The organism is Bacillus sp. GW823-FHT06A10 (assembly GCF_058795375.1).
In genome coordinates this window covers 1-18,164 of record NZ_JBXAHT010000009.1, presented here as the reverse complement: position 1 = coordinate 18,164, position 18,164 = coordinate 1, and the positions used below count along the sequence as shown (strand labels likewise).

16 protein-coding genes and 2 tRNA genes are annotated in these 18,164 nt (G+C 36.9%); all 18 read left to right on the top strand.

Translation table 11 applies throughout. The annotated features are described in order from the left end of the window. Positions 1–143 precede the first annotated feature (143 nt). The 18 genes from AC1Q8M_RS27340 to lysS all read left to right on the top strand — a co-directional run bounded on the left by AC1Q8M_RS27340 (position 144) and on the right by lysS (position 17,790). Positions 144–217, top strand: a tRNA-Met gene (locus tag AC1Q8M_RS27340). Positions 218–230: 13 nt separating this feature from the next. Next, positions 231–302, top strand: a tRNA-Glu gene (locus AC1Q8M_RS27335). 259 nt (positions 303–561) lie between these two features. Further along, positions 562–3,033: a stage II sporulation protein E gene (gene spoIIE / locus AC1Q8M_RS27330; RefSeq protein WP_001123550.1), complete on the top strand. Its 2,472-nt coding sequence runs from the start codon at positions 562–564 to the stop codon at positions 3,031–3,033. A 230-nt stretch (positions 3,034–3,263) separates the two neighbouring features. Next, positions 3,264–4,694, top strand: a complete 1,431-nt coding sequence (gene tilS, locus AC1Q8M_RS27325) for a tRNA lysidine(34) synthetase TilS (RefSeq protein WP_000655457.1) — start codon at positions 3,264–3,266, stop codon at positions 4,692–4,694. After that, positions 4,691–5,233: a hypoxanthine phosphoribosyltransferase gene (gene hpt, locus AC1Q8M_RS27320; protein WP_000981846.1), complete on the top strand. Its 543-nt coding sequence runs from the start codon at positions 4,691–4,693 to the stop codon at positions 5,231–5,233. The genes tilS and hpt overlap by 4 nt, the downstream gene beginning before the upstream one ends. 85 nt (positions 5,234–5,318) lie before the next feature. After that, positions 5,319–7,220 carry an ATP-dependent zinc metalloprotease FtsH gene (gene ftsH, locus AC1Q8M_RS27315; protein ID WP_001079669.1) on the top strand — a complete coding sequence of 634 codons (1,902 nt, stop codon included), beginning with the start codon at positions 5,319–5,321 and terminating at the stop codon, positions 7,218–7,220. A 244-nt stretch (positions 7,221–7,464) separates the two neighbouring features. Then, positions 7,465–8,253 (top strand): type III pantothenate kinase, encoded by a 789-nt coding sequence (locus tag AC1Q8M_RS27310; protein WP_000578365.1) that lies wholly within the window; start codon positions 7,465–7,467, stop codon positions 8,251–8,253. A 6-nt stretch (positions 8,254–8,259) separates the two neighbouring features. Further along, positions 8,260–9,135, top strand: coding sequence for a redox-regulated molecular chaperone HslO (hslO, locus tag AC1Q8M_RS27305; RefSeq protein ID WP_000656367.1), 876 nt, complete (start codon positions 8,260–8,262; stop codon positions 9,133–9,135). A gap of 104 nt (positions 9,136–9,239) precedes the next feature. Further along, positions 9,240–10,163 carry a cysteine synthase A gene (gene cysK, locus AC1Q8M_RS27300; protein ID WP_001261712.1) on the top strand — a complete coding sequence of 308 codons (924 nt, stop codon included), beginning with the start codon at positions 9,240–9,242 and terminating at the stop codon, positions 10,161–10,163. Positions 10,164–10,385: 222 nt separating this feature from the next. Further along, positions 10,386–11,783 (top strand): aminodeoxychorismate synthase component I, encoded by a 1,398-nt coding sequence (pabB, locus tag AC1Q8M_RS27295; protein ID WP_016513294.1) that lies wholly within the window; start codon positions 10,386–10,388, stop codon positions 11,781–11,783. Positions 11,784–11,788: 5 nt separating this feature from the next. Continuing rightward, on the top strand, positions 11,789–12,376 hold the full coding sequence (pabA, locus tag AC1Q8M_RS27290; protein ID WP_000602297.1) for an aminodeoxychorismate/anthranilate synthase component II: 588 nt from the start codon (positions 11,789–11,791) through the stop codon (positions 12,374–12,376). After that, a complete protein-coding gene (gene pabC, locus AC1Q8M_RS27285) occupies positions 12,370–13,242 on the top strand; it encodes an aminodeoxychorismate lyase (protein WP_016513295.1) in 873 nt (290 codons plus the stop codon). The genes pabA and pabC overlap by 7 nt, the downstream gene beginning before the upstream one ends. Further along, positions 13,217–14,077 (top strand): dihydropteroate synthase, encoded by an 861-nt coding sequence (gene folP, locus AC1Q8M_RS27280; protein ID WP_002103948.1) that lies wholly within the window; start codon positions 13,217–13,219, stop codon positions 14,075–14,077. Before pabC ends, folP begins: the two co-directional genes overlap by 26 nt. Further along, the gene (folB, locus tag AC1Q8M_RS27275; protein WP_000358069.1) at positions 14,078–14,440 is read left to right on the top strand and encodes a dihydroneopterin aldolase; all 363 of its coding nucleotides are present in this window, start codon (positions 14,078–14,080) and stop codon (positions 14,438–14,440) included. Further along, positions 14,437–14,952: a 2-amino-4-hydroxy-6-hydroxymethyldihydropteridine diphosphokinase gene (gene folK / locus AC1Q8M_RS27270; protein WP_001059456.1), complete on the top strand. Its 516-nt coding sequence runs from the start codon at positions 14,437–14,439 to the stop codon at positions 14,950–14,952. Before folB ends, folK begins: the two co-directional genes overlap by 4 nt. After that, positions 14,904–15,107 carry a helix-turn-helix domain-containing protein gene (locus AC1Q8M_RS27265; protein WP_000387030.1) on the top strand — a complete coding sequence of 68 codons (204 nt, stop codon included), beginning with the start codon at positions 14,904–14,906 and terminating at the stop codon, positions 15,105–15,107. Before folK ends, AC1Q8M_RS27265 begins: the two co-directional genes overlap by 49 nt. A 23-nt stretch (positions 15,108–15,130) precedes the next feature. Next, positions 15,131–16,129 carry a tRNA dihydrouridine synthase DusB gene (gene dusB, locus AC1Q8M_RS27260; RefSeq protein WP_000912249.1) on the top strand — a complete coding sequence of 333 codons (999 nt, stop codon included), beginning with the start codon at positions 15,131–15,133 and terminating at the stop codon, positions 16,127–16,129. 161 nt (positions 16,130–16,290) lie between these two features. Further along, complete coding sequence (gene lysS, locus AC1Q8M_RS27255) at positions 16,291–17,790, top strand: lysine--tRNA ligase (RefSeq protein ID WP_000369686.1); 1,500 nt, start codon at positions 16,291–16,293, stop codon at positions 17,788–17,790. Positions 17,791–18,164: the final 374 nt, after the last annotated feature.

Sequence of the window (18,164 nt, the reverse complement as noted above, 5' to 3'; positions counted from 1 at the left end):
TTAACATATAGAGAGGTACCCAGAGTGATGGCTCAGGGTGCTTTTTTATATGTGAAAATATATTTTAAAAAAGTTTTCAAGATGTGTTGACTTTAAATAATATCTGATGTAAGATACTAATTGTCCGTTAAATACGACGACATGGCGGTGTAGCTCAGCTGGCTAGAGCGTACGGTTCATACCCGTGAGGTCGGGGGTTCGATCCCCTCCGCCGCTATATTTATTTTAACGGCCCGTTGGTCAAGTGGTTAAGACACCGCCCTTTCACGGCGGTAACACGGGTTCGAATCCCGTACGGGTCATCTAAAAAGATCATGCAAATTTGCATGATCTTTTTTTGTTAAATGGATTAAGACATACAACACTTCTACAAAATCACCCTATATTTTCTGAATATTTAATTAAAAAATCAAGGATAACTTACATACCGTGTATATCTGTAGAGTTATTTCGAATAAAAAGTCGAACGATTATAAAAGTGAAAACTGTTGTTTTGACAAAAATCCCAACAATCATCTTTTATAATGACAGTAATTAAACTATGCAGGTGGTGTTAAAAATATGCCTAAAGCAGGAAGGAATACTATGAATACAAGTGCATTGGCAATGAATGAGAGTCAGCTTGGAGGAATAAAGTGGACGAGTAAGTTGCGAATGAAATTCGAACAAGTTTTCTTTAGATGGGGATTTATTATTGTTGTTATTGGTTTTCTTTTGGGAAGAGCATATATATTAACAAATATTTTACCGTTTGCACTACCGTTTTTTGCTGCTGTTTATGTTATGAAGCGGGATAAGATGCCGCTAGCATTTTTAGCTCTAATGGGAGGAGCTCTTTCAGTCTCGATAGATAATTTGTTTTTTACTTTTGCATCTATCTTTACTTTCTTCATTTATAATATCTTCTTTAGTAGATTTACACGTAAAACCGTTGGGCTTGTTCCATTTCAAGTATTTATCTCCGCATTAACCGCACACTTAGTTGTTGTATATTTTGCGCAACAAACTGTCACCATGTACGATTTACTCGTTAGTACCATTGAGGCTGGGCTTAGTTTCGTATTAACTATGATATTTTTACAAAGTGTCCCGCTTTTAGTGGAAAGGAAAGGAAAGCAACAGGCGTTAGAGACGGAAGAAATTGTTTGTTTGATTATATTACTAGCATCTGTTTTAACGGGTACAACAGATTGGTTTGTATATGATGCTTCTATTCAACATATTTTTACAAGGTATTTAGTACTAGTATTTGCATTTATTGCGGGTGCTGCTACAGGATCTACAGTGGGGGTCGTAACAGGATTGATATTAAGTTTAGCAAATGTGTCTAGTTTGTCTCAGCTTAGCCTTCTCGCTTTTTCTGGATTACTTGGTGGGTTGTTAAAAGAAGGGAAGCGTTTAGGTGTTAGTTTAGGTTTATTAATAGGGACAAGCTTAATTACATTATATGTAGACAAGCAGACAAATATTGTAACAACTTTAATTGAGTCAGGTGTAGCGATTGCTATCTTCTTATTAACGCCAAAGCTTGTTTTGGATCGTATTGCTAAATTTATGCCAGGTACACAAGAGCATTCGCAAGATCAACAACAATATTTAAGAAGGATGCGTGATGTTACAGCGAACAAAATCAACCAATTCGCAAATGTATTTGCTGCTTTATCTAATAGTTTTTCTGTATATGGGTATGTAGAGGAAGAAGATAAAGAGACAGAAGCAGATTTGTTTTTGAGTACAATTACTGCGAAAACATGTCAAACGTGCTTTAAAAAGGATCAATGCTGGGTAGTGAATTTCGATAAAACGTACGATTATATGAAACAAATAATGAATGAAACGGAAGAAGGAACCCTGCAACATAATCGTAAATTAGTTCGTGAGTGGGACAAGCATTGTGTGAGAGGGAAAAAAGTGACGGATTTAGTAGCGGGTGAATTAGATCACTTCTATGAGGGACAAAAATTGCGAAAACAAATGAAGGAAAATCGTAGAATAGTAGCGGAGCAACTATTAGGTGTATCAAAGGTTATGGAAGATTTTGCTAAGGAGATACAACGAGAGCGTGAAAATCATCAAGTGCAGGAAGAGCAGATTATGCAAGCGTTCCGTGATTTTGGTGTCGAAGTAGAGCATGTTGATATTTATTGTTTAGATAGAGGAAGTATTGATATTGAAATGTTGATTCCAGTTGCATCTAATGAACATGGTGAATGTGAAAAGTTAGTTGCACCGATGCTTTCGGATATCCTTAAAGAAAATATTGTCGTTAAACATGAAGAAAAGTCTTCTTATCCGAATGGCCACAGTTTAATATCATTTGGTTCGGCGAAGACGTATTCTCTTGATACAGGATTGGCTACAGCCGCAAAAGGCGGTGGATTTGTTTCAGGTGACTCTTATGCGATGATGGATTTAAGTGTTGGTAAATACGCACTTGCGATTAGTGATGGTATGGGTAATGGGCAAAGAGCTCATATGGAAAGTAAGGAAACGGTGAAATTATTACAAAAAATACTCCAATCGGGTATTGATGAAGAAATAGCTATTAAGTCTATCAATTCAATTCTTTCTTTGAGAACGACAGAAGAGATGTTTACAACATTAGATTTAGCTATGGTAGATTTGCGGGATGCGAGTGCTAGGTTTTTAAAGATTGGATCAACGCCGAGTTTTGTTAAACGCGCGAATAATATTTTGAAAATTGAAGCAAGTAATTTGCCGATGGGAATCATCGAAGATGTTGAAGTTGATGTGGTGGGTGAACAATTAAAAACGGGCGATATCCTTATTATGATGAGCGATGGTATTTTTGAGGGCGCGCAGCATGTAGAGAATCATGAATTATGGATGAAGCGGAAAATTAAAGAATTGCAAACCGAAGACCCGCAAGAAATTGCTGATATCATTATGGAAGAAGTGATTCGCTCTTGTGATGGTTATATAAATGATGATATGACTATTGTGGTGGCAAAAGTGAAGAAAAATATGCCGAAGTGGGCTACGATTCCGATTGTAGGAATGCAGGCGCAGTAAAATATAAGTGGAATGTTTATCTATAATTTGACTTTAAAAACCTAGGTGAATACCTAGGTTTTTTTGTAGGAAAAGGTAATGTTATTGATTTTATGAATATACACGGAGGATGTAAGATAAAAATGTAATTTTTGTATATCTTTTTTTTGCACAATGTTTGTAAAAGTTGTACCATTATAGACAAGGTAACTAACGTTGCTGTTCTTGTTTAATGAAAGGTGATTGCGAAGTTGAAAGATACATTTGTTGAAAAAGTAGATGACTTTGTAAAGCAGCATGATGTATTAAAGAATGATTCAACAATTGTTGTGGGAGTTTCTGGTGGTCCTGACTCGTTAGCCCTTTTATATTATTTATTAGAAAAAAGAGCGGAAAAACAGTTGGAAATTGTAGTAGCTCATGTAGATCATATGTTTAGAGGTGATGAATCTCATGAGGATTTACAGTTTGTGCAGGACCTTTGTGAAGAACTGGGAATTATTTGTGAAACGATAAGGATTAATGTATCACAATATCAACAGCAATACGGAATGAATGCACAGGTTGCTGCTAGAGAATGCAGATATGCATTTTTGGAAAGAATAATGAAGAAATATGATGCAAGATATGTTGCTCTTGGACATCATGGAGATGATCAAGTCGAGACAATTTTAATGCGTCTTGTAAGAGGGAGTACTCCGAAAGGATATGCAGGAATTGCAGTGAAGCGTCCTTTTCATAATGGATATTTAATTAGGCCGTTACTTGGGGTAACGAAGGAAGAAATTGTTGATTACTGTAATAAGCTAAATTTAATTCCACGTATAGATCCAAGTAATAAAAAGGAAGTATATACAAGGAATCGATTACGTAAATATGTCCTTCCTCACTTAAAAGAAGAAAATCCACAAATGCATGAGAAATTCCAAAAATTTAGCGTGCAGATGCAAGAGGATGAGGCTTATTTGCAGGAATTAGCTTTTGAGAAAATGAATAAAGTAATTACAAAAAAAAGTGATAAACAAATTAGCTTATCAATTCCTGCCTTTGAATCCATGTCTATGCCTTTACAAAGAAGAGGGATTCAACTAATATTAAACTATCTTTATGAATATAAGATTCCATCTTCTCTTTCTTCTATACATATTGACAAGGTGATTGAGTTTTTTAAGCGGACACAACCTTCAGGTTCACTTGATTTTCCAGGTGATTTGAAAATTGTTCGCACATACGAGGAGTGTAGCTTTAGATTTAAACAAGAAATTGTCTCTCCTTTTTTGCAAGATTTATCAGTACCCGGGACCATTACACTATTGAACGGGGATGAATTTGTAACAGAGGTGAGCGAAGATATACCAAGTAACATGAATGAAACAGTATTTGTTGCTAAGTATAATGATATATCATATCCACTTCGTATTCGTTCTAGGGAAAATGGAGATCGCATGTCAATACAAGGTATGGATGGCACGAAAAAGATAAAAGCTATTTTTATCGAAGCGAAAGTACCAAAAGAAAAAAGAGAAGAATGGCCGGTCGTTTGTGATGCAAGTGGGAACATTATTTGGGTACCCTTGTTGAAGCGATCTGCATTTGCAATTTCGAAAGAGATGGCAAAGAAGGGTAAATATATGATTATTCACTACAAAAGCAAGGAGTCTTCCGGGAGGATAATGAAATGATGAATCAAGATATCGAAAAAGTATTAATTTCTGAAGAACAAATACAAGAAAAGGTGCGCGAACTAGGTGCAGTTATTGCAGAGGATTATAAAAACACAGTACCTCTTGCAATTGGTGTATTAAAAGGTGCAATGCCATTTATGGCAGATTTATTAAAGAGAACAGATACATATCTTGAAATGGATTTTATGGCTGTATCTAGTTATGGTCACTCTACAGTTTCAACAGGCGAAGTGAAAATTTTAAAAGATCTTGATACTTCTGTAGAAGGTCGCGATATTTTAATCGTCGAAGATATTATTGATAGTGGTCTTACACTAAGCTACTTAGTAGACTTATTCAAATATCGTAAAGCGAAGTCTGTAAAAATTGTTACATTATTAGATAAGCCAACAGGCCGTAAGGTTGATCTGAAAGCGGATTATGTTGGATTTACTGTTCCACATGAATTTGTAGTAGGATATGGATTAGATTATAAAGAGCAGTACCGTAATCTTCCTTATGTAGGCGTATTAAAACCAAGCGTTTACTCAAATTAATTAAATACAGGCTTTACAATTGTATAGGAAAGTTTTTCTATGTTACGATTTACTATAGTGTTTATGCCGTGAGAGGAGGTTAGGAATGAATCGTATCTTCCGTAATACCATCTTTTATTTACTGATATTCTTAGTAGTAATTGGAATCGTGAGCTATTTTAATGGTTCGACACAAAAAACGACATCAGTTAGCTACGACAAATTCATTACTAAACTAGAAAGCGGTGAAGTGCGTAATGTGCAACTTCAACCGAAAAATGGTGTATTTGAGGTAAAAGGACAATTCAATAACTCTAGCCAAGGAGAACAATTTGTTACTTATGCACCAAATACTGAGGAATTACAAAAGAAAATCAATGATAAAGCGAAAGGTGCCGAAGTTAAGTATCAACCAGCAGAAGAAACAAGTGCTTGGGTAACATTCTTTACTTCAATCATTCCGTTTGTCATCATCTTCATTTTATTCTTCTTCTTATTAAACCAGGCTCAAGGCGGCGGTAGCCGTGTTATGAACTTCGGGAAAAGTAAGGCGAAGTTATATAATGATGAAAAGAAAAAAGTTCGTTTCAGAGATGTTGCTGGGGCGGATGAAGAGAAACAAGAACTTGTCGAGGTAGTTGAATTCTTAAAAGACCCTCGTAAGTTTTCTGAAGTTGGTGCCCGTATTCCAAAGGGTGTCCTATTAGTTGGACCTCCAGGTACAGGTAAAACTTTATTAGCACGTGCTGTTGCAGGTGAGGCTGGCGTTCCATTCTTCTCTATCAGTGGTTCTGACTTTGTAGAGATGTTTGTCGGTGTCGGTGCATCACGTGTACGTGATTTATTTGAAAATGCAAAGAAAAATGCTCCTTGTATCATTTTCATTGATGAAATTGATGCAGTAGGTCGTCAACGTGGCGCAGGTCTTGGTGGTGGTCATGATGAGCGTGAGCAAACATTGAACCAGTTACTTGTTGAAATGGATGGATTCGGTGCAAACGAAGGTATTATTATCATTGCTGCGACAAACCGTCCAGACATTCTTGACCCAGCGTTATTACGTCCAGGTCGTTTTGACCGTCAAATTACAGTAGATCGTCCAGATGTAAATGGCCGTGAAGCTGTACTGAAAGTACATGCGCGTAATAAACCGCTTGATGAGCATATTAATTTAAGAGCAATTGCGACTCGTACACCAGGATTCTCTGGTGCGGATCTTGAAAACTTATTAAACGAAGCTGCTTTAGTAGCTGCACGTCGAGATAAGAAGAAGATTGATATGAGTGATATCGATGAAGCAACGGATCGTGTTATTGCAGGTCCAGCTAAGAAAAGTCGTGTTATCTCTGAAAAAGAACGTAATATCGTTGCTTTCCATGAAGCAGGCCATACTGTAATTGGTGTTGTTCTTGATGAAGCTGATGTCGTTCATAAAGTAACAATTGTCCCTCGTGGTCAGGCTGGTGGATATGCGGTAATGCTTCCGAAGGAAGATCGTTACTTCATGACAAAGCCAGAGTTACTTGATAAAATCACTGGTTTACTTGGTGGTCGAGTAGCTGAGGAGATTGTATTTGGTGAAGCAAGTACAGGTGCTCACAACGATTTCCAACGTGCAACTGGTATTGCAAGACGTATGGTTACGGAATTCGGTATGAGTGATAAGCTTGGACCGATGCAATTTGGTAGCTCACAAGGTGGTCAGGTATTCTTAGGAAGAGACTTCCATTCAGAACAAAACTACAGTGATGCAATCGCACATGAAATTGATGTGGAAATGCAAACAATTATTAAAGAATGTTATGCTCGTGCGAAACATATTCTTACTGAAAAACGAGATAAGCTTGATATTATCGCGAAAACGTTACTTGAAGTAGAAACATTAGACGCAGAGCAAATTAATCATTTATATGATTATGGCAGATTACCTGAGCGTCCAACATCTTCAGATGATGTGAAAGTAAACATCAATATGAAGAAAGACGATGAAGATAAAGAAGATAAGTAAGAAATGAAGGAGTGACAATCGTCACTCCTTTTTTGTTTGTTAAGATTTTTGTTAATTACTATTAAGGGCTTAGTGGATAAAGTAATTTAAGTAAAACTAGTATTAAAAATTGAAATAGAGAGCAATCTTTTTGTAAAATGATGAGGATAGGAAAGCTGATTATATAAGTATGTGTGATATGATGTTTTTATAAGTTTTATACATACTACACAAATATAGATTAAATAAGATAAGTGGTGAGAATATGATTTTTGTATTGGATGTAGGGAACACAAATGCTGTACTAGGCGTGTTTGAAGAGGGGGAACTTCGTCAGCATTGGCGCATGGAAACAGATCGTCATAAGACAGAAGATGAATATGGAATGCTTGTAAAACAGTTACTTGATCATGAGGGTCTTTCGTTTGAAGATGTGAAAGGTATTATTGTGTCTTCAGTCGTACCACCAATTATGTTCGCTTTAGAACGTATGTGTGAAAAATATTTTAAAATTAAACCGCTTGTAGTAGGGCCTGGAATAAAAACGGGGCTAAATATTAAATATGAAAATCCACGTGAAGTAGGCGCAGATCGAATTGTAAATGCAGTAGCGGGAATCCAATTGTATGGAAGTCCACTTATTATTGTTGATTTTGGTACGGCTACTACATATTGTTATATTAATGAAGAAAAGCATTATATGGGTGGAGTTATTACGCCAGGAATTATGATTTCAGCAGAGGCTTTATATAGTAGGGCAGCAAAACTTCCTCGTATTGAAATTACAAAACCGAGCAGTGTTGTTGGGAAGAATACAGTAAGTGCGATGCAATCAGGTATTCTTTATGGTTATGTAGGACAAGTGGAAGGTATTGTTAAGCGTATGAAAGAAGAAGCTAAACAAGAACCGAAAGTTATTGCAACAGGTGGATTGGCGAAATTAATTTCAGAAGAATCGAATGTAATTGATATTGTAGATCCATTTTTAACGTTAAAAGGCTTGTATATGTTATATGAGCGTAATGCAAATTTACAGCATGAGAAAGGTGAATAAATAAGTATGAAAGATTATTTAGTAAAAGCGTTAGCGTTTGATGGAGAAGTACGTGCGTATAGTGTACGTACAACGAATACAGTAAGTGAGGCACAAAGACGTCATGATACATGGAGAACAGCTTCGGCGGCACTTGGTCGTTCTTTAACTGCAGGTACAATGATGGGTGCGATGTTAAAAGGTGATCAAAAGTTAACGATTAAGGTAGAAGGTAATGGTCCGATTGGCCCTATCTTAGTAGATGCTCATGCAAATGGGGATGTACGTGGCTACGTAACGAATCCACATGTTGATTTTGAAGGAACGGAACAAGGGAAATTACGTGTATATCAAGCGGTAGGTACAGAAGGGTTTGTAACAGTAATTAAAGATATTGGTATGCGTGAGCCGTTTATCGGTCAATCTCCAATCGTTTCGGGAGAACTAGGGGAAGATTTCACGTATTATTTCGCAGTTTCTGAGCAGACGCCTTCTTCTGTTGGTGTGGGTGTACTTGTAAATGGAGATGACAGCGTATTAGCGGCGGGTGGATTTATCCTTCAAATTATGCCGGGCGCACAGGAAGAAACAATTTCATTCATTGAAGATCGTTTGCAAAAAATCCCGCCTGTATCAACATTGATCGAACAAGGTCTTTCTCCAGAAGAGCTACTATATGCAGTCCTTGGAGAAGATAAAGTAAAAGTATTAGAAACAATGGATGTTCAATTTAATTGTACGTGCTCACGTGAACGTATTGAGAGTGTGTTAATTAGTTTAGGTAAAACAGAGTTAGAGCAAATTCGTGAAGAAGAAGAAGAAACAGAAGTTCATTGTCATTTCTGTAATGAACGATACAAGTTCTCTAAAGAAGATATTACAAATTTAATTGAGAATTTGTAATAAGGGTATTAACCCTCCGAATAGATTGACAAACAGGGAATTTTCTGACAAAATCTAAATATAGATAAAACCAATAAAAATACTCGGTGTTAGGAGTGACAGGAATGCGAGTGGCACAATCAGTTTCAGAATTAATCGGGAAAACGCCGATCGTTAAGTTGAACCGCATCGTAGAATCAGACAGCGCAGATATATACTTAAAACTAGAATTTATGAATCCAGGGAGTAGCGTTAAAGATCGTATTGCACTAGCTATGATTGAAGATGCTGAAAAAAAGGGATTGTTAAAAGAGGGCGATACAATCATTGAGCCAACAAGTGGTAACACAGGGATTGGTTTAGCGATGGTAGCGGCTGCTAAAGGATATAATGCAATTTTAGTAATGCCAGAAACAATGAGTATTGAGCGTCGTAATTTATTACGTGCTTACGGTGCTGAATTAGTATTGACTCCAGGTCCTGAAGGGATGGGTGGAGCAATTCGTAAAGCGACTGAATTAGCGAAAGAGCATGGCTACTTTATACCACAACAGTTCAAAAACCAATCAAATCCAGAAATTCACCGTTTAACAACAGGTCCAGAAATTATTGAACAAATGGGCGACCAATTAGATGCGTTTATTGCAGGTATTGGTACAGGTGGAACGATTACTGGTGCTGGTGAAGTGCTGAAGGAAGCGTATAAAGATATTAAAATTTATGCAGTAGAACCTGCAGATTCACCAGTATTATCTGGTGGGAAACCAGGTCCACATAAAATCCAAGGAATTGGGGCGGGATTTGTTCCGGAGACGTTGGATGTAGAAGTATATGATGAAATTATTCAAGTGAAAACAGAGCAAGCATTTGAATATGCGAGAAGAGTGGCTAAAGAGGAAGGTATTTTAGTTGGTATCTCTTCAGGCGCAGTTATTTATGCAGCAACAGAAGTTGCGAAAAAGTTAGGTAAAGGGAAAAAGGTACTTGTTATTATCCCGAGTAACGGTGAACGTTATTTAAGTACACCACTTTATCAATTTGAATCATAATTAAATGCGATTGAAAAAGCATCCTTGAAAAAGGATGCTTTTTCTTTTTGGATTGGAAATAGGAAAAGAGTGAATGACTAGAAAACTTCATGTAAAATAAGAGGTAGTATAATTAAATTATTTTCACTAGCCTTCGAGTATAATCAATCTCTATATAAATAACTTATGTAGTTGGAGCTGGTTCATCTAAGAGGGTGGGATAAAAGAAGACGGGGTGTTGATATGCAACGAAGAAAATCTTTAGCGCTTTCTATTCCATATCAGTTAGATTTCTTTAAGCAATATAAATTTCTTTCTCAGGATAAGCCGCAACATATTTTGCTGGAAAGTGGACGTGGCGGTCGTTATAACATAGTGGGTTTAAACCCGGTAGCGGTAATCCAAGGGAAGGGTGAAAAGTTACATATAAGTGAAAGCGGTAAGGAAACAATAAAAAGAGGGAATCCATTAGATTTAATGCAAGAATATATGGAGAAATGGAAAACAGACTACAATCCAGAGTACCCGCCTTTTCAAGGTGGTGCAATTGGCTACTTTAGTTATGATTGTATCCGTTATATCGAAAAACTCCCTTCTCTTGCAGAGGATGATCTGAATATACCCGATATATACTTTTTATTATTTGACGATGTGTTTGTCTATGATCAAAAAGAAAAGCTATTGTGGATTATTACACATTATGTAGATAAGCATGCAGAAGCAGAAGAACGTTTAAATGAATGGAAGGATCTTTGGGTGGCAGAAGTGCCTGAAGTGACTATGCCGTTTGAACGTCCTAAAAAGAAAAATGAAGCGGTTGCCTTTACAGAAACAGGCTTTATGAAGGCAGTTGAATGTATTCAAGAATATATTGGAGCGGGTGATGTGTTCCAAGTAAACTTGTCGACTAGACAAGAAAGAACTTTACAAACGCATCCACTAGAAATTTATACAAGTCTTCGTGAAATTAATCCATCTCCATATATGGGTTACCTGGAGCTTGGGGATTTTCAAATTGTTAGTGGATCGCCAGAGTTGTTAATTAAGAAACAAGGAACTGAAGTAAGTACAAGACCAATTGCTGGAACGAGATCTAGAGGCGCGGATGAGCAAGAGGATGAAGAATTAGCAAGAGAATTAATTGAGAACGAAAAAGAAAGAGCAGAGCATGTAATGCTTGTGGATTTAGAAAGAAATGATTTAGGGCGTGTTTGTAAATATGGCACTGTAGAAGTAGATGAATTTATGGTAATTGAGAAATACTCACATGTTATGCATATTGTTTCTAATGTGCGTGGTGAGGTGGAAGAAGATAAAGATGCTTTTGATTTAGTGAAGGCTGTATTCCCTGGTGGAACAATTACTGGTGCCCCGAAAATACGTACAATGGAAATTATTGAGGAATTAGAACCTGTTCGCCGAGGGATTTATACAGGTTCAATCGGTTGGATTGGTTATTCTGGAGATACAGAATTGAATATTGTAATTAGAACACTTCTTGCTAAAGATGGAAAAGCTCATGTACAAGCGGGGGCGGGAATTGTAATTGATTCAAATCCGGAAAACGAATATAAAGAGTCGTTAAAAAAGGCGATTGCTTTATGGCGTGCAAAAGAACGTAGCGAAGAAACGGTTAGGTGAGAGAAATGATATTAATGATTGATAATTATGATTCTTTTACATTTAATTTAGTGCAGTTTCTTGGAGAACTTGGACAAGAGCTCGTTGTTAAACGTAACGATGAAGTGACGATTTCAGATATCGAGAATATGAAACCAGATTTTCTAATGATTTCTCCAGGTCCATGTAGTCCTAATGAAGCGGGGATTAGTATGGAAGTTATTAAATACTTCGCGGGGAAGATTCCGATTTTTGGAGTTTGTTTAGGGCATCAATCTATTGCACAAGTGTTTGGTGGAGAGGTTGTTCGTGCAGAACGATTAATGCATGGGAAAACTTCGCTTATGCATCATGATGGAAAGACGATTTTTTCGGATATTCCTAATCCGTTTACTGCGACGCGCTATCATTCCCTTATTGTTAAGAAAGAGACGTTACCAGATTGCTTAGAGGTAACATCTTGGACGGAGGAAGGGGAAATTATGGCACTTCGTCATAAGACATTGCCGATAGAGGGTGTGCAATTCCATCCGGAATCTATTATGACTTCTCATGGGAAAGAGTTATTGCAGAATTTCATTCGTAAATACAGTCCAAGTGCGACATTATGTTAATTTACGTAAATGGTCAGTATGTAGAAGCAAGTGAAGCGAGAATTTCTCCTTATGATCATGGTTATTTATATGGTCTTGGAGTTTTTGAAACGTTTCGTATTTATAATGGTCATCCTTTCTTATTGGATGATCATTATGACCGTTTAATAGAGGCGCTGGATACATTGCAAATTAAATGGACAATGACAAAAAATGATGTGATGCTTATTTTGAAAGATTTACTCGCTAAGAATGAATTGAAGCATGCATATGTACGTTTTAATGTATCGGCAGGTATAGATGAAATAGGATTACAAACGGAAATATACGAAGAGCCTTCGGTTATTGTTTTTATAAAACCTTTAACAGCTCCAGGAGATGTAGTAGAAAAAGAAGGTGTTATTTTAAAACAAGTGCGAAATACACCGGAAGGGACATTTCGCCTGAAGTCTCATCACTATTTAAATAATATTTTAGGTAAGCGTGAAATTGGAAATGTTGTGAGCAAGGAAGGTATTTTCCTTACTGAAGCAGGTTATGTTGCAGAGGGTATTGTTTCGAATCTATTTTTTGTGAAAGGTGATGTTTTATATACACCTTCGTTAGAGACAGGTATTTTAAATGGTATCACTCGTGCGTTTATTATAAAGAGTGCTGAAGAATTAAATATAGAAGTAAAGGAAGGTTTCTTTACAAAAGATGAGCTACTTTCAGCGGATGAAGTCTTCGTAACAAACTCCATTCAAGAAATTGTTCCGCTTTATCGTATAGAAGCGCAGGATTTCCCGGGTAAAGTAGGAGTGGTTACAAAAAGTTTAATGTACCTTTATGGAATGCAAAGAGAGAAATTATGGAGCAGAAATGAATTACGAAGAGGAGATGTGTAGTTTGAAGTGGGATTATGATTTACGCTGCGGCGAATATACATTGAATTTAAATGAAAAGACATTAATTATGGGGATTTTAAATGTAACACCAGATTCGTTTTCTGATGGTGGGAGTTACAACGAGGTAGATGCTGCGGTACGTCACGCAAAAGAAATGCAAGGTGAAGGTGCTCATATTATTGATATTGGTGGCGAATCTACTCGCCCAGGTTTTGCTAAAGTATCAGTAGAAGAAGAAATAAAGCGAGTCGTCCCGATGATTCAAGCAGTTTCAAAAGAAGTAAAATTACCTATATCTATCGATACATATAAAGCTGAAGTTGCAAAACAAGCAATTGAGGCTGGTGCTCATATTATTAATGATATTTGGGGGGCGAAGGCGGAGCCGAAAATTGCTGAAGTCGCAGCCCATTATGATGTACCCATCATTTTAATGCATAACCGTGATAATATGAATTATCGTAATTTAATGGCGGATATGATTGCTGATTTATATGACAGTATTAAAATTGCTAAAAATGCTGGTGTGCGAGATGAGAATATTATTTTAGATCCAGGTATCGGTTTTGCTAAAACACCGGAGCAGAACTTAGAGGCGATGCGTAATTTAGAACAGTTAAATGTGCTAGGTTATCCGGTTCTCTTAGGTACTTCGAGAAAGTCCTTTATTGGGCACGTATTAGATTTGCCAGTAGAGGAACGCCTTGAGGGAACGGGAGCTACTGTTTGTCTTGGTATTGAAAAGGGCTGTGAGTTTGTTCGTGTCCATGATGTGAAAGAAATGGCGCGTATGGCTAAAATGATGGATGCGATGATTGGTAAGGGGGTAAGGTAATTGGATAAAATTTATATCCATGATATGGAATTTTATGGTTATCATGGTGTGTTTCCAGAGGAGAATAGATTAGGTCAGAGATTTAAAGTTGACTTAACGGTGGAGTTGGATTTAAAGCGTGCAGGGGAAAGTGATGACTTAGAGCATTCTGTCAATTATGGAGAGCTTTTCGAATTATGTAGAAAAGTTGTTGAGGATAGAAAGTATAAGCTTGTGGAGAGTATCGCTGAAAATATTGCTGCAGATATATTAAAGCAATATAAAAGGATTTCACGGTGTACAATTAAGGTGATTAAACCAGATCCGCCGATACCGGGCCATTATCGCGCTGTAGCAGTAGAAATTACGAGAGAACGTCCATGAATAATATAGCGTACATTGCATTAGGGTCAAATATTGGAGAGCGTTATACCTATTTAACTGAAGCCATTCAGTTTTTAAATAAAAGTCCGTATATTCAAGTTGATGATGTTTCGTCAGTGTATGAAACTGATCCAGTTGGCTATACTGACCAAAGTTGTTTTTTAAATTTAGTTATAAAAATTTCTACCAATTTATCACCGCAAGAATTATTGAAAGTAACACAAAAAGTAGAAAATGACCTAGGAAGAAAAAGGGAAATTAGGTGGGGGCCGAGGACTATCGACCTTGACATTTTACTTTATAATCAAGAGAATATTGAAGCAGAGAATCTTATTGTTCCGCATCCGCGGATGTTCGAAAGAGCTTTTGTTATCGTTCCGTTGTTAGAGATTAATCAAGATATAAAACAAAACATTTCACGTTCACAAGTAGAAGAAATGAAAAGGCGAGAGGGAGTAACGGTATGGAAGCAGAAAAATGGGGAAGACGCATTCGTGCTTTTCGAAAGCTAAAAGGCTACACGCAAGAAGGTTTTGCTAAAGAATTAGGGGTATCAGTATCTGTTTTAGGTGAAGTTGAGAGAGGGAATCGATCGCCTTCTCAAGATTTTGTAGTAGAAGTTGCTAAGGCGTTAAATGTTTCGATAGATGAATTAATGCCAAAGTGACTGTGCAGGAAGGAGTAGGTTGATTGTTAAAGATTGCAAATATTGAGATGAAAAATCCGGTTGTATTAGCACCGATGGCGGGAGTGTGTAACTCTGCATTCCGTTTAACAGTTAAAGAATTTGGTGCAGGTTTAGTTTGTGCTGAAATGGTAAGTGATAAGGCAATATTACTGAATAACAAAAGAACATTAGATATGTTATATATTGATGAGAGAGAAAAACCATTAAGTTTACAAATTTTCGGTGGAGAGAAAGAAACGCTTGTAGATGCTGCGAAATACGTAGATAAATATACGACAGCAGACATTATTGATATTAATATGGGTTGCCCAGTACCGAAAATCGTTAAATGTGATGCGGGGGCAAGGTGGCTTCTAGATCCAAATAAAATATACGAAATGGTAGCAGCGGTTGTAGATGCTGTTGAAAAGCCGGTTACGGTTAAAATGCGTATCGGTTGGGATGAAGAACATATTTTCGCAATAGAAAATGCTAGAGCTGTTGAGCGTGCTGGCGGACAAGCTGTGGCGGTTCACGGACGTACGCGAGTGCAAATGTATGAAGGGAAAGCAGATTGGGATATCATTAAACAAGTAAAGCAAGCTGTGAATATCCCGGTTATCGGAAATGGTGATGTCGAAACACCGCAAGATGCGAAGCGTATGCTTGATGAGATTGGTGTAGATGGTGTTATGATTGGTCGTGCAGCTCTTGGGGATCCATGGATGATTTATCGTACGGTAAAGTATTTAGAGACAGGTGAATTAATGCCGGAACCAACAGTCCGTGAGAAAATTGATGTATGTATGTTGCATCTAGATCGTCTTATCGATTTAAAGAACGAAAATGTTGCTGTAAGAGAGATGAGAAAGCATGCGGCTTGGTATTTAAAAGGTGTTCGTGGTAATGCGAGTGTGCGTAATGGTATCAATACTTGCAACACGCGTGAAGACCTTGCGAATGTATTAGGTGCATTTGTAGAAGAAGTAGAGGCGAAACAACAAACAATTTACGTTGGTTAATAAGGAGGACGGAGAAGATTGACATTCTTCTACACACTTCCTATAATTACGTGAAAGAAAGAAGAACTGCCAGTTAGTTGCTGGCAGTTTTTCTAGTTGAGTAGAAAATGCTATACTGTATATATTGTAAAAATTAATAGAGCTGGAGTGATATCAATATCATGGATAACATGAACCACGAAGAATTAAACGACCAATTGCTTGTTCGTCGTGAAAAGCTACATAATTTACGTGAGCAAGGAATCGATCCGTTCGGTAAACGATTTGAACGCACAAATTCAACAACCGACTTAGTAAGTCTATATGGAGAATTCTCTAAAGAAGAATTAGAAGAGAAGGAAATCACGGTTTCTATCGCTGGTCGTATTATGACAAAACGCGGTAAAGGAAAAGCTGGATTCGCACACATTCAAGATTTACACGGACAAGTTCAAATTTACGTTCGTAAAGATACTGTTGGAGATGAAGAGTACGAGTTATTTACGACAGCAGATTTAGGTGACTTAGTAGGTATTGAAGGTAAAGTGTTCAAAACAAACGTTGGAGAACTTTCAGTAAAAGCAACAGGATTTACGCTTTTAACGAAATCTCTTCGTCCATTACCGGATAAATACCATGGATTAAAAGATGTTGAACAACGATACCGTCAACGTTACTTAGACTTAATTACAAGTATGGAAAGTCGTGAAACATTTGTTACTCGTAGTAAAATCATTCGTGAAATGAGAAGATATTTAGATGACAACGGTTATCTTGAAGTAGAAACGCCTATGATGCACGCGATTGCGGGTGGAGCATCTGCTCGTCCTTTCACTACGCATCATAATGCGTTAGATATGGAATTATATATGCGTATCGCAATTGAACTTCATTTAAAACGTCTTATTGTGGGCGGATTAGAAAAAGTTTATGAGATCGGCCGTGTATTCCGTAATGAGGGTGTATCAACTCGTCATAATCCTGAGTTTACGATGATTGAATTATATGAAGCGTACGCTGATTATAATGATATTATGAAACTAACAGAAAATATGGTTGCTCATATTGCGAAAAAAGTATTGGGTACAACAACGATCCAATATGGTGATTATGAAATTAATCTAGAACCAGAATGGACACGTCTTCATATGGTAGATGCAATTAAGCAACACTCTGGAGCGGATTTCTGGACTCCGATGAGTGTAGAAGAAGCGCGTGAGCTTGCAAAAGAACATAATGTAGAAATTAAGGATACAATGGAAGTTGGTCATATCATTAATGAGTTCTTCGAGCAAAAAGTAGAAGATAAATTAATTCAACCAACATTTATTTACGGTCATCCGGTAGAAATTTCGCCACTTGCGAAAAAGAATGACGAAGATCCACGATTCACAGATCGTTTCGAGTTATTTATCGTTGCACGTGAACATGCAAATGCATTCACTGAGTTAAACGATCCGATTGATCAAAAAGAACGTTTTGAAGCTCAATTAAAAGAGCGTGAGCAAGGTAATGACGAAGCTCACATGATGGATGATGATTATATCGAAGCTCTTGAGTACGGTATGCCTCCTACGGGTGGATTAGGAATCGGTATTGATCGTCTAGTTATGTTATTAACAAATGCACCATCTATTCGTGATGTATTATTATTCCCTGCTATGCGTCATAAACAAGACTAAGCTTTGGAGATTTCTCCAAAGCTTTTTTTATTTGAGTATGAGTTGCGTGGGTATAATAGATCTTGATGGTGCGAGAAATTATATTTATATAGAAGAAATGTGCTGTTTTTATACTTTTTTACTAAGTTAAAAATTTTATTAGAAAAACTATTGCATTTTAATAATTAAACTGGTATATTTATATCCGTTGCCACGAAAGGTAACAAGCAAAACAAACGAAAAACAACTTATTGAAAAAAGTTGTTGACGAAAATATAACAAAATGTTATATTGATAAAGTCGCTTGTGAGCGACAACGTAGTTCTTTGAAAACTGAACGAAACAAACAACGTGAAACGTCAATTTTTATTTTTAGATGCTAGACAAACTAACTT